At 71.1% G+C, this 12,305-nt stretch carries 10 protein-coding genes; 8 read left to right on the plus strand and 2 right to left on the minus strand.

Annotated features, from left to right (window positions below):
- Nucleotides 1-39 precede the first annotated feature (39 nt).
- Both Q9R33_RS02330 and Q9R33_RS02335 read left to right on the plus strand, forming a co-directional pair.
- Nucleotides 40-1,062, plus strand: a complete 1,023-nt coding sequence (locus tag Q9R33_RS02330; protein WP_056370910.1) for a YafY family protein — start codon at nt 40-42, stop codon at nt 1,060-1,062.
- 184 nt (nt 1,063-1,246) lie between these two features.
- Nucleotides 1,247-2,977 carry a sodium:proton antiporter gene (locus Q9R33_RS02335; protein WP_311292729.1) on the plus strand — a complete coding sequence of 577 codons (1,731 nt, stop codon included), beginning with the start codon at nt 1,247-1,249 and terminating at the stop codon, nt 2,975-2,977.
- Nucleotides 2,978-3,085: 108 nt separating this feature from the next.
- On the opposite strand, the gene Q9R33_RS02340 is transcribed toward Q9R33_RS02335, so the two are convergent.
- Nucleotides 3,086-4,480: a DUF222 domain-containing protein gene (locus Q9R33_RS02340; RefSeq protein ID WP_311292730.1), complete on the minus strand. Its 1,395-nt coding sequence runs from the start codon at nt 4,478-4,480 to the stop codon at nt 3,086-3,088.
- 174 nt (nt 4,481-4,654) lie between these two features.
- Here Q9R33_RS02340 and Q9R33_RS02345 point away from each other — a divergent pair, with 174 nt between their 5' ends.
- From Q9R33_RS02345 to Q9R33_RS02370, 6 genes are all read left to right on the plus strand, one after another.
- Complete coding sequence (locus Q9R33_RS02345) at nt 4,655-5,146, plus strand: heme-degrading domain-containing protein (protein WP_311292731.1); 492 nt, start codon at nt 4,655-4,657, stop codon at nt 5,144-5,146.
- Between the two features lie 107 nt (nt 5,147-5,253).
- The gene (locus tag Q9R33_RS02350) at nt 5,254-6,201 is read left to right on the plus strand and encodes an SDR family oxidoreductase (protein WP_311292732.1); all 948 of its coding nucleotides are present in this window, start codon (nt 5,254-5,256) and stop codon (nt 6,199-6,201) included.
- A 42-nt stretch (nt 6,202-6,243) separates the two neighbouring features.
- On the plus strand, nt 6,244-7,107 hold the full coding sequence (locus tag Q9R33_RS02355) for a helix-turn-helix transcriptional regulator (protein WP_396654059.1): 864 nt from the start codon (nt 6,244-6,246) through the stop codon (nt 7,105-7,107).
- 124 nt (nt 7,108-7,231) lie between these two features.
- Nucleotides 7,232-9,424, plus strand: a complete 2,193-nt coding sequence (locus Q9R33_RS02360) for a glycosyltransferase (RefSeq protein ID WP_311292733.1) — start codon at nt 7,232-7,234, stop codon at nt 9,422-9,424.
- A complete protein-coding gene (locus tag Q9R33_RS02365; protein WP_311292734.1) occupies nt 9,421-10,746 on the plus strand; it encodes a glycosyltransferase in 1,326 nt (441 codons plus the stop codon). The genes Q9R33_RS02360 and Q9R33_RS02365 overlap by 4 nt, the downstream gene beginning before the upstream one ends.
- Before the next feature lie 27 nt (nt 10,747-10,773).
- Nucleotides 10,774-11,301: a DUF1697 domain-containing protein gene (locus Q9R33_RS02370; protein ID WP_311292735.1), complete on the plus strand. Its 528-nt coding sequence runs from the start codon at nt 10,774-10,776 to the stop codon at nt 11,299-11,301.
- A gap of 1 nt (nt 11,302) precedes the next feature.
- On the opposite strand, the gene Q9R33_RS02375 is transcribed toward Q9R33_RS02370, so the two are convergent.
- Nucleotides 11,303-12,196 (minus strand): aldo/keto reductase, encoded by an 894-nt coding sequence (locus Q9R33_RS02375; protein WP_311292736.1) that lies wholly within the window; start codon nt 12,194-12,196, stop codon nt 11,303-11,305.
- Between the last annotated feature and the right edge of the window lie 109 nt (nt 12,197-12,305).

Genomic DNA, 12,305 nt, shown 5'->3' on the forward strand with positions numbered 1-12,305 from the left:
CGGACAGATCTTGTCCGCGATGCATGAGATTCTCTTCGCATGGCCGACACCACCACGCGAGCCCTGTCGCTGCTCAACCTGCTCCAGACTCACCGGCATTGGCCGGGTTCCGAGCTGGCCGATCGGCTGGGCGTGACCGAGCGCACCGTGCGGCGCGACGTCGAGCGACTGCGCGAGCTGGGCTACCGCATCGAGTCGATCCCTGGCGCGGCGGGCGGCTACCGCCTCGAGGCCGGCAGTGCCGTGCCTCCGTTGCTGCTCACCGATGAAGAGGCCGTGGCGATGGCGATCGGGCTGCGGGTGGCGGCATCCCAGCGCCTCGTGAGCGGTCCCGAGACGACCATCACCGCGCTCGCGAAGCTCGAGCAGGTGCTGCCCGCTCCCCTGCGCCGCCGCGTCGCCGCGCTGGCCGAGACCGTGCAGCCCGCCGGACTCAACGCCGGCGCCGCCGTGTCGGGCGAGGTGCTCGGCGAGCTCGCGCTTTCCACCCGCGACCACGAGCGGGTGAGGTTCACGTACACCGCGGCATCGGGTGAGGTCACCCACCGGCGCGTCGAGCCGCACGCCCTCGCGCCCGCCGACCGGCACTGGTACCTGCTCTGCTGGGACCTCGACAAGGACGACTGGCGCACGTTCCGCGTGGATCGGCTGGCGGACGTCGCGCACACCCGCGTGCTCTTCGAGCCGAAGCCCCTGACGCCCGAGCAGATCGAGGAGTTCATCTTCGTCGCGCGCTCCTGGGTGCGCCAGGCGGTGGAGGCGGACGCGGTGATGGAGCTGCCGTTCGACGAGATGCGGGAGTACTTCGGCCAGTGGGGTCAGGGGGCTTCGGCGGAGGACGCCACGCACACGCGGTGGCCGGTGGGCGGTTCGGACTTCCGCGAGACGATGTACGGCCTGTCGTGGATTCCTGCGGGGGTCGAGTACACGACGGACCTCGCCTCCCCGGCCCGGGAGGAGCTGCGGGAGACGCTCGAACGGATGCTGCGCGCCCTGGACGCGCCGGCCCCTCCGGTGCCGCCCGAGCGGGTGTCGGCGAGGGAGCGGCAGCTGCCGGCGTAGCTCGGAGACCCGTCGCGTTTCGACTTCCGGCGCCGACCGTGGGCCAAGGTTTCGGTCGTTGAGCGAGCTGGCGAGTCGAAACGCCGGAGCGCGGGGCACCACCCAGGAGCGCAGCATCCGTCCCGTTGCTCACCCATCGGCACACGACCCCTCGAACCGGACAGTCGCTCAATAGGCTGAGCCCATGGAGCTGGGGATCTACGCGGTCATCGCCGTGGCGGTCATCGTGGCGGTCGCCGCGTTCTCCCAGAAGCTCGGAGTGGCGGCGCCGATCATCCTCGTGGTCGTGGGGGTGGGGCTGTCGTATCTGCCGGGCGTGCCCGACATCGAGGTGCCGCACGAGATCATCCTCGACGGGGTGCTGCCGCCGATCCTGTACGCCGCCGCGATCAGTGTGCCGATCACCGACTTCCGCCGGAACGTGGGGTCGATCGCGAGCCTGTCGGTCGTGCTCGTGATCGTGACCGCGTTCGCCGCGGGCTTCCTGCTGTTCTCGCTGCTGCCGGACCTCAACCTCGCCGCGGCCATCGCACTCGGAGCAGTCATCAGCCCACCCGACGCGGTGGCGGCGACCTCGATCGGCCGGCGCCTCGGCCTTCCGCCGCGGCTGCTCACCGTGCTCGAGGGCGAAGGCCTCCTCAACGACGCGACGGCGCTGGTGCTGCTGCGCTCGGCTGTCGCGGCCGCGGCGGTGGGCGGCCTCACGACGCCGTGGGCCGGAGTCGTCGATTTCGTCTACGCCGTCGTCGTCGCGGTCGTGATCGGCCTGGTCGCCGGATACGTCACCGTGTTCGTGCGCTCCAAGCTCACCGATCCCGTGCTCGACACGGCGCTGTCGATCGCGGTCCCGTTCGTCGCTTTCGCCCCGGCGGAGGCGCTCGGCGCATCCGGCGTGATGGCGGTCGTCGTCGCCGGCCTCTACACCGGCCACGCGGCCCCCACCAAGTTCAGCGCGCAGGCGAGGATCAGTGACCGCATCAACTGGCGGACGATCCAGTTCCTCCTCGAGAACGGCGTGTTCCTCCTCATCGGCCTCGAGATCCGCACGCTGGTGGATCACGTCGACCCGACGGTTCTCAGCGCCGGCGACGCGATCCTCATCGGCCTGCTCGCGACCGCAGCACTCATCGTGATCCGGTTCCTCTGGATCGGACCGATGGTCTACGCCCTCGGCAAGCGCGAGGAGCGTACCGAGAAGCGGACGTACCACGCGCTTCTCGCCCTGTACTACTACCGGAGTCACCCGGTGAGCACGGTCCGGCAGGCCCGCACCCGGGATCGCCTCGAGCGCGACTACGAGCGCCGGCGTGCCGACCTCGAGCAGCAGCGCCAGGAGCACATCGACTGGCGCGGCGGGATCGTGCTGGGCTGGTCGGGCATGCGCGGCGTCGTGACGCTCGCCGCCGCGCAGTCGCTGCCCGAGAACACCCCCTACCGGCCGCAGCTGATCCTCATCGCGTTCACCGTCGCGGTGGTGAGCATCGTCGTGCAGGGCGGCACACTGCCGTGGCTCATCCGCCTGCTCAAGGTGCAGGGCATCGATGCCCATGAGGACCGCAGGGAGCTCGCGTCCCTCCTCGAAGACATCAGCAACGTCGGCCTCGAGACACTGAGCGAGATCGAGACGGATGCTGCCACCACCGCCCCGATAGACCCCGATGTCATCGAACGCGTGAGGCGGGCCTCCTTCCTCAGCACCGAGGCCGCATGGGAGCGCGCACGCGTGGGGCGCAAGCCCGGCGAGATGCCGCACCAGCGGTACCGCGAGCTGCGCCTCGCCGTCGTCTATGCGGAGCGCGAGCGCCTGCTGGAACTGCGTGCCCAAGGCGTCTACTCCTCACGCGTGCTCGCCGAGGCGCAGGCCATGCTCGACCTCGAGGAGACCCGCCTGTCGCGCCACTCCGGCGACCACTGACCTGTCGCCCACGCGCTCCTCCCCGTCGAGCGAGCTTGCTTCCGACGGGGTCGGCGGTGGGTTGACTGTGCGGGGTGGTCTGTGCGGACCTGGCGCGTCTGAGTTCGTTCAGCAGCAGCCGGTTGGGTCCGCGCCATTGTCGGTGCGGGTCGACCCAGGCGGGTGGTCGCACGTGCGGCACACCGTCGACCATGCGGATCTCCCATCCGCTCGTCTCGATGCCGTGGTGATGGTGCCAGCACAGCAGCACCCCGTTGTCGACCGAGGTCGCACCGCCCGGGCCCAGTCGACGACATGATGCACTTCGCACCACGCCGCGGGAACGGTGCAGCCGGGGATGATGCAGCCGCCGTCACGGGCGCCGATCGCCTTGCGTTGCCAATGGTTGAACACCCGGTCCTCGACGACCAGCGCCTTGATGGCGCCGGTGTCGGCGAGGGTGAGCCGGTGGATGGTGCCGTGGCAGCCGGCATGCCGCGCGAACGAGGCCGGTATCGCAACGGGACCACCCGCGGACTCCACGAACGCCACTCCGTCGGGGTCGGCGAGGTCCTCGACGGTGGTGGTGACGATCAGGGTCGGCGCGGCCCCGCCCAGCGTCGGCGTCGCGACTGCGCCCGCCGCGGCGGAGAGGATCGACGCGAACGCGTCGTGGCGCTTCTGGTCCGCGGTCCGCGGATCCAGCACCCGCTCTGCCGCCTCGCCGGCCCGGGCGTCAGCCTCGTCATCGACGAACCGTGGTCTGCGGTCCTGCACCCGCGGATTCAGGTGCGCGTCCATCAGCCGATCGAACTGCGCCGCGACGTCGTCGGTGACATCCCCGGAGATCCGCCGCAGTCCCCGGTGCGCCCGCCGGCTGATCCGGATCCCCCGCACCCGCTGCGCGTACTCCTCGTCCGGGAGCGTGCCATCCGGGTCGAGGTACAGCGCCCAGGTGGTCGCCATCACCTTCAGCTCATGGATCCCGCACGCCGGCTCCCCGGCGTCCCCCACTGCGGCGGCGACGAGTTCGCCCTCGGCCGCCTCGATCTCGTCGACCGTGCACCGGCCCAGCAGCGGTCTGAGCGCGTCGACGATCGTGGTCAGCGCGTCTGCGCCGAGTCGCCCGGATGCCAGCGCCGCCCGGGCGTGCTCCAGGGGTGCCGGGCGGGTCTGCCCGGTCAGCGTCACCCGACTGGTGATCGCCTTCGCGTCCCGCAGCCGTGCCCGCGCGGTCGCCGCGGACACCAGCGTGGCGCGTTCCACAAGTTCCTGCGCCGACCCGCACCCGTACTGCGCGGTGATCCGGTCGTCGCCGAACTCGGAGTCGGCACGCCGCCCGACCTCTCCGGCGAGCGCCAGGCGGGCAGCATCCGCGATCCGCCCCAATTGTTCGACGACGCCCAACGCGTCGACCAGCTCACCGTGCGACAGACCCCGCGACGCGTCGCTGCCGAGCGCCGGAGCGAGGGTGTCGCCGAGCAGATCGGCGATGCCCCGGAGGTCGGTCAGCGGGAAGTTCATACCTTCGATTCTGCCGAGGGGCTCCGACATTCCGGCGCCTCAAAACCGCAGGTCCGAGTAGCTTTTGTGGATAACCCCGAAGAGACCTGAATCATCACGGCCTGGGGAGGAATCGGCGCCGCGACCCCGCCTCGCTCAGCCGCCACCGCCCGGCCCAGCGGGTACGTTCGTCCCATGACCGACGACATCGCCGTCCTGCTCGCCCGCGTCGAAGCCGACGAAGCCGAGGTGATCCTCCCCCGCTTCGATGTGACGGATGCCTGGGCTCTCGGCTCCCGCATGCGCGAGGAGGCTGCTGCCCTGGGCCTGCCGATCGTGATCGGCATCTCGCTCGGCCAGGCGCGGGTGTTCCACACCGCGCTGCCGGGATCGAGCGCCGACAACGACGGCTGGCTCGAGCGCAAGACGCGCGTCGCCCGCCGCTACGGCCGTTCCTCGTTCGGAGTGGGCCTCGCGTTCCGCGCCGCCGGCGGCGACTTCGACACCGACGGCCGCCTCGACACCACCCGGTATGCGGCGCATGGCGGCGTGTTCCCGATCTTGATCGAAGGAGTCGGCGTCGTCGGCACCGTCGGCGTCTCGGGCCTCCCGCAGGCCGACGACCACGCGTTCGTCGTCGAGCACCTGCGCGCCTGGCTCGCCGACATCTCGCGCGCCGAGGCGTGACGAGCTCCGGGCGGTAGCCACGGATCCCCGATCCCTGGATGACCGCGCCCTGAATCCCGATCCCGCCCACGTCCAGCATGAGAAGCACCACACCACAGGAGCCCCTCATGCCCAAGCCTCTCGACATCCCCGTTCCTGATCTCACCGGCAAGCTCGCCCTCGTCACCGGCGCGAGCGACGGCGTCGGACTCGAGATCGCCGCGCGCCTCGCGCGCGCCGGTGCCGACGTCCTCATGCCCGTCCGAAATCCGAAGAAGGGCGAGGCGGCGGCAACCCAGCTCCGACAGCAGACCCGAGCCCACAGCATCCGTGTCCTCCCCCTCGACCTCGCGTCGCTCGACTCCGTCGGAACCCTCGCCGCGCAGCTGAACGACGAGGGCCGCCCGATCGACCTCGTCATCGCGAACGCCGGCGTGATGAACCCGCCGACCCGCCAGGTCTCCGTCGACGGGTTCGAGCTGCAGCTCGCGACGAACCATCTCGGCCACTTCGCGCTCGTCGCCGAGCTGCTCCCGCTGCTCGTCGAGGCGAAGGCGCACATCACCAGCCAGGTGAGCATCGCCGCCGATCAGGGCGCCGTCAACTGGGACGACCCGAACTGGGAGCACGGCTACGACCCGATGAAGGCGTACAGCTCGTCGAAGATCGCGCTCGGCCTGTTCGCGATGGAACTGCAGCGGAGATCGGATGCTGCGGGCTGGGGCCTCCGCAGCACCCTCTCGCATCCCGGCATCACTCCGACGAACCTGCTCGCCGCGCAGCCGGGCATGGGGCGGTCCACCGATACGACGGCGGTGAAGTTCATCCGCGCGATGTCACGGCGCGGCATCCTGTTCGGCACCCCGTCGTCGGCGGCGCTGTCGGCGGTGTACGCGGCCACGAGCCCCGACGCCCGCGGCGGCCACCTCTACGGGCCGAACGGCTTCCGCCACCTGAGCGGCCTGCCCGCGGAGCAGCCGCTGTACTCGCGTGTGCGGAGCGAGGCCGACGCCCGGCGCGTGTGGGAGCTCTCCGCGCGGCTCACCGGCGTGCAGGTGGCGACCCCCGGTCGGTGAGCGCGCGAAGCGAGACGGAACGCCCTGGATGAGGAGTGACGGATGCCGCAGACTCAGGTGATGGACAGAGCACAGCTCGCCGACTTCCTGCGTCGCCGCCGCGAGGCGCTGCAGCCCGAGGACGTCGGACTGCGGCGCAGGTCTCGGCGCCGCACGGCAGGTCTTCGGCGCGAGGAGGTCGCGGTGCTCTGCGACATGTCGACCGACTACTACAGCCGGCTCGAGCAGGCGCGCGGTCCGCAGCCGTCGGAGCAGATGCTCGCCGCGATCGCCCGCGGGCTGCGGCTCACGCTCGACGAGCGCGACCACCTGTTCCGGCTCGCCGGTCACACGGCACCGGCTCGGGCACTGCGCAGCGAGCACGTCTCGCCCGGCCTCATGCGCATCCTCGACCGCCTCGCCGACACCCCCGCGCAGGTGATGACCGAGCTCGGCGAGACGCTCGCGCAGACGCCGGCGGCCCGCGCGCTGTTCGGCGACGAGACGCGCTTCGAGGGGTTCGCCCGCAGCGTCGGCTATCGCTGGTTCACCGATCCGTCGGCGCGCACCGTGTACCCGATCGAGGACCACCCGATGCATTCGCGCGCGTTCGCCGCCGAGATCCGCACCGCCTACGCGAAGTTCGGCGCCGACTCCCGCGCCGGGGCGATGGTGTCGGCGCTGCTGCAGGAGAGCCCCGAGTTCGCCGAGCTCTGGGCCGAGCACGAGGTGCGCTCGACGCACGCGCGCGAGAAGCGCCTGCAGCACCCCGAGGTCGGCGTGATGGACATGCAGTGCCAGTTCCTCATCGACCCCGAGCAGGGACAGACGCTCCTCGTGCTCACCGCGACGCCCGGCACCCCGAGCCACGAGCGGCTGCAGCTGCTCTCGGTGATCGGCACGCAGGAGATCGCCGCCGGCCGCTGAGATCGCGCCGGTCGCCTGGTTCGCCTGCACCGGCCCGTCCATCTTGTCAAGCACCCGTCCGCGTCGCGCGGGAGGCATAGCCTTTCGACAGCACGGACGCCCCGTGCGGTGAGTGAGGTGGAACGTGGGCGTGCACACCGCGATGGACGACGTTCTCGACGCCCCGACGATCGTCAAGGCGCTGCTCGCCGCCGACGATCTCGCCTTCGAAGCCGGCCGCGATCCCAGCGTCCGCACTCTGCGGGTGCTGTCGGCGGCGCTCGCAGGCACCGACGACATCGCCGCCATCGCGGCGGTGCACGCACTTGCGGAGATGCACGACGACGAGGCGCAGCGTCAGCTCGCCGGCCTGCTGTCGGACGAGCGACCGTTCATCCGAGAGCATGCCGCATGGGCGCTCGGCCAGAGTCTGCCCCGGCCAGAGGCCGTGGGACGCCTGCTCGCGCTGGTCGCCGCCGGCGGGTTCACGGGCATGCTGGCCCAGCACACCATCGAGAGGTGGTCGGGGCAGGCGAGCGACACGATCGCGATCGGCATCGAGGCAGCACTGCTGGGAATCACGGATGCTGCACCCCGAGCGGCGCTCGTCGAAACCCTCGGGCTCGTGCCTCAACCGGTCGCTGCACGCCTGCTGCGCGAAGTGGCGTCGGATCCCTCGGAGCACGATGCTGTGCGCGCGACCGCGATCGCCGCACTCGGGCAGCGCCGCGACACTGCGGGCCTCGAGGAGGAGCTCGGTGCACTCCTGGCAACCGGCGGTCCTCTCGCGCCGATCGCTCGCCTCGCACTGATCGATCTCGACCCCATCCCCAGCGCGAGCACCGCCCCGCCCGCATTCCGCCCTTCACCCCCGGACCGGATGCCGCGAACGCTCACGGTCGCGCAGCTCTTCCTGCATGCCGACATCGACCCCGCGCTCTCGGCAGCCGGAGCAGGTGACAACGGCGGAATCGCCACCCTGCTGGTGCGCCTCGGCGATGCGCTGATCGCGGCCGACGACAGCCCGGTCACGCGGGTCCTCACGCTGTCTCGCGGCCGGCTCGGGCAGAGCACCGTCGATCTGCTCCAGCTCGCCGGCACGGGGACCGGCCATCTCTACGGGCACATCCCTCTCCCCGATGAGCCGGTGGCGTCCGCGGCCGCGTGGCCGTACCGGGTCGCTGCGCGGCGCGGCATCCGTCGCATCCTCCGCGCCGCGGGTGTCGTCGACGTCCTTCACCTGCGCATGGCCGACGTGGGAAGCCTCGCGGCCGCGGACGTCGCCAGGGAGCTCGGCATCCCGACGATCTTCACCGTCGCCCCGGATCCGCACAGCGTGATCCACTCACTGCAGGACTCCGGCGTCCTCACGCGCGCGGGGTTCGGTGAGGCCGACCTTCACGAGCACTTCTGGTTCCGGGTCCGACTGGTCAAGGAGCTCGCGGCATCGGCGTCTCACACCGTGTTCTTTCCGCGCCCGAACCTCGTCGACGAGATGCGGGAACTCGTGGGAATCGACATGACGTCGCGCAGCGAGCGGCACACCGTCGTCGCAGAGGGGGTCGATCTCGCGGTCATCGACAGGGCAGTCGTCCAGGCGCGGACAGCGGCCGGTCCGGCTGCGACGCCGGCCCACGATGCGTTCGCCGAACTCGAGGCGCTGCTCGGCTGCCTCGACGCAGATCGCCGCGGACTGCCGCTACTCGTCTCGGTGGGGCGTCTGCACCGGGTGAAGGGGATGGCCTCTCTCGTCGAGACGTGGGCCCGATCGCCCCTCGCCGATCGCGCGAACCTGCTGATCATCGGAGGCGACCTCGAGAATCCGTCCCGGGATGAGCAGGGCGAGCTGGATCGCATCGCCGCCGCGGTACCCCCGCACGAACGCGCGCGCCGCGGGCTGATTCTTCCCGGTCATCGCCCCAACGACGTCGCCGCGCGCTGGATGGCGGCGGCGAGATTCGGGATGCCGCGGCTCGCGGCCGTCGGCGGCGTGTACGTGTGCGCCAGCTTGAAGGAGGAGTTCGGCCTCGCGGTGCTCGAGGCGATGGCCACGGGTCTCGTGGTGGTCGCACCCGACGGCGGCGGGCCCGCGACCTACGTGGACCACGGCGACACCGGATTCCTCACGGCGACGTGGGACGCCGACCGTCTCTCCCGCGCCATCGCGTCGGCCCTGGACCGCGCAGCCGACGCCGACGAGGACCGCGCGGTGCGGGCACGCGAGGTCGTCGCATCGAAGTTCACGATCCAGGCGATGGCTGCCACCCTCGCCCCGATCTACGCCTCGGTCGTCGCGCAGGAGGCCGAGTTCGCGCAGGCGACGAAGCAGCTCGCATGACGCTCCTGGTCATCAGTCCCGACTACGCCTCGCACCTCCTGCCGCTCGCGACGCTCGCGACCGCGTGGCGCGACGCCGGGGAGCGCGTCGTCGTCGCCACCGGCTCGGCGACGGCGCCGATCGTCGCCGACTTCGGCCTGGAGCGCGTCGACCTGCCGCTGGGCAGAGGGGCGAACGCGGGTGTGATGCGCACGCGAGAGCAGCAGACGGCGGAGGCGGCATCTCTCGAGCGCTTCTTCGACGCCACCCGCCGCGGGATGATTCCCACCCTGATGTACCAGGCCCGCGAGCGCCTGACCGACCTGATGTGGCAGGCCGAAGAGCGGGCGCGAGCGACGTTCGAGGTCGTCGATCGGGTGCGCCCGGATGCCATCCTCGTCGACCACCTCGCCTTCAGCGCCCGCCTCGCGCTGCACACCGCCGGCATCGACTACGCGGATGTGGTGCTCGGTCATCCCTCCGCGCTGCCCGTGAAAGGCGAGGTATACGGCTTCCCGCCGGCCTGGCCACGAGCGTTCGACCCCGACCCCGCCGAGCTCGCGCAGCTGCGCCGACTCTGCGTCGAAGTGTCCGACCGCTTCGCGCATCAGTGGAACACCGCGGCTCGGGCGCTCGATCCGCGAGCCGCCGAGGTCGCCGATGCGTTCGCCCTTCACGGCGACGTCGTGCTGTACAACTACCCCGCCATTCTGGCGGACGACGGACGGATGCTGCCGCCCCACGTCTTCCTCGGCTCGACGCGCCGCGACGAGCGCGAGGATCCCGAGACCGACGAGTTCCTTCGCGACGTCACGCCGTTCGTCTACGTGAGTTTCGGCAGCTTCCTGTCGGTGCGGGGCGATGTGCTGGCGCGCGTGGCGGCGGCGATCGCGCGGACGGGGCTGCGCGCGGCGATCGCGATCGGCTCGACTCCGGCGAGCGCTCTCGGGCCGGTTCCCGAAGGCTGGCTGGTGCGCGAATACCTGCCGCAGGTGCGCCTCCTCGACCGCGCGGCCGCCGCGGTCACCCACGGCGGCAACAATTCCGTGACCGAGTCGGTCGGGCAGGGTGTGCCCGTTCTCGTGCTTGCGTTCTCGACGGACCAGTTCGCCGGCGCCGCAGCGGTCGAACGCTCCGGCACCGGCTTGGCCCTCGCGCCGAACACCGCGACCGAGCACGAGCTCACCGAGGCGATCGCTGCTCTCGCTGATCCCACGTGGCCGGGCCGCGAGGCGCTGCGCACAGAAGCAGCCGCGCAGCACGAGCGCCCTGGGCCGACCCTGGCCTTCGCCGCCCTGGCCGCCTCGCGCGCCGACGCGGTCGAGAACGGCATCTCCCGGTAGCCGGAGCATCGCACGTACTCTCGGCGTATGCGCTGCGTCGCCTTCATGCGGAACGTCAACCAGGGTCAGCGCGGCCATCCGTCGACCGACGACATCGTCGCCGGCTTCGCCGATGCCGGCTGCCCCGACGTTCAGACCTTCCAGAGCAACGGCACGATCCTGTTCGACTCCGACGAACCCGGAGAGGTCGTCGCAGGCGCAGAAGAAGCGATCGCCGCCCGATCGGGCCACGAGCGCGACATCCTCTGGATCGCGCTTGCCGACCTCGTGGCGATCATCGGCGAACACGGCGCGGCCCACGAGTCCCGCGGGTACGAGTTCACCCTCCACCGAGGCGGAACGGTCGATACGCAGGCACCCGACGCGATCAGCATCATGACGCGTGCCCGCTGCGAGATCGTCGATGCCGGACCCGGCTGGGCGCTCGTGCGCAACGACGTCGACGGCCAGGGCAACGCCACCCCCGTGCTCGAGCGCCTCACCGGCGACCGGGCGACCTCCCGCGGACTGCCGACGATCCTCCGTCTGGTCGCCCGGTTCGACTCATCCGGGTGAGTCAGTCGTCGAAGATCCCCACCCACTCCGACAGCCGCGTGACCTCGTCCGCGCTGAGCTCGAGGTTCGCCGCCTGAGCCGAGTCGGTGATGGATGCTGCGCGCCGAGCTCCCGGGATCGGAATGACGTGCGAGCCCAGCGCCAGTTCCCACGCGAGCACCGTCTGCTGCGGGCTCACGCCATGATCCTCGCCGACCTCGCGGAACGCCGAGAACCGGTCGCCGACCCGGCGCGCTCCCCCGCCCGTGCCGCCCAGCGGGCTCCACGGCAGGAACGCTATGCCGTGCTTCTCGCAGAAGCGCAGCTCGTCGATGCTTCCCGGATGCTTCGGCGAGAACTCGTTCTGCACGCTCGCGAGGTTGCCCTCGCCGAGCACGTCGATGGCGATCTGGATCTCTTCGACGCTCGCGTTCGAGATGCCGACCGCGCGGATGAGGCCGTCGTCCTGCATGGCCTTCAACCCGGCGATGATGTCGCCGTAGACGAGCCAGCGGTCAGGGCGGTGGTACTGGTACAGCTCGATCTGATCGACGCCGAGGATGTCGAGCGACTTCTCGGCCGCCGACCGCAGGTACGCCTCCGAACCGTCGCGCCCCTTGGAGCCGTCCTCACCGAGCGTGATCCCGCCCTTCGTCGCGACGAAGATGCCCGACGCGTCGCCGTCCCACGTGCGCAGCGCCTCGGCGACGATGCGCTCGTTGTGCCCCATCTCCTCGCCGTCCGGCGCGTAGATGTCGGCGGTGTCGATGAGCGTGACGCCGGCGTCCAGTGCCGCGTGCACGGTTGCGACCGCGTCGTCGAACGAGGGGTACACCTTGTCGTTGTTCATCGACAGCGGCATCGCCCCGAGCCCGATCGCCGAAACCTGCCGCCCTGCCAGCGTGCGCTGCTTCATCGCATCTCCTTCTCGCATACCCCCAGCCTGCCACTGCCCAGTCCACCGACCCCGGGTTCCCCGACCCCGACCCTCGGTCGTTGAGCGAGCTTGCGAGCCGAAACGCCTC

Origin of the sequence: Microbacterium sp. PRC9 (assembly GCF_031844125.1) — a bacterium.
In the GTDB taxonomy this organism is placed as follows: Bacteria; Actinomycetota; Actinomycetes; order Actinomycetales; family Microbacteriaceae; genus Microbacterium.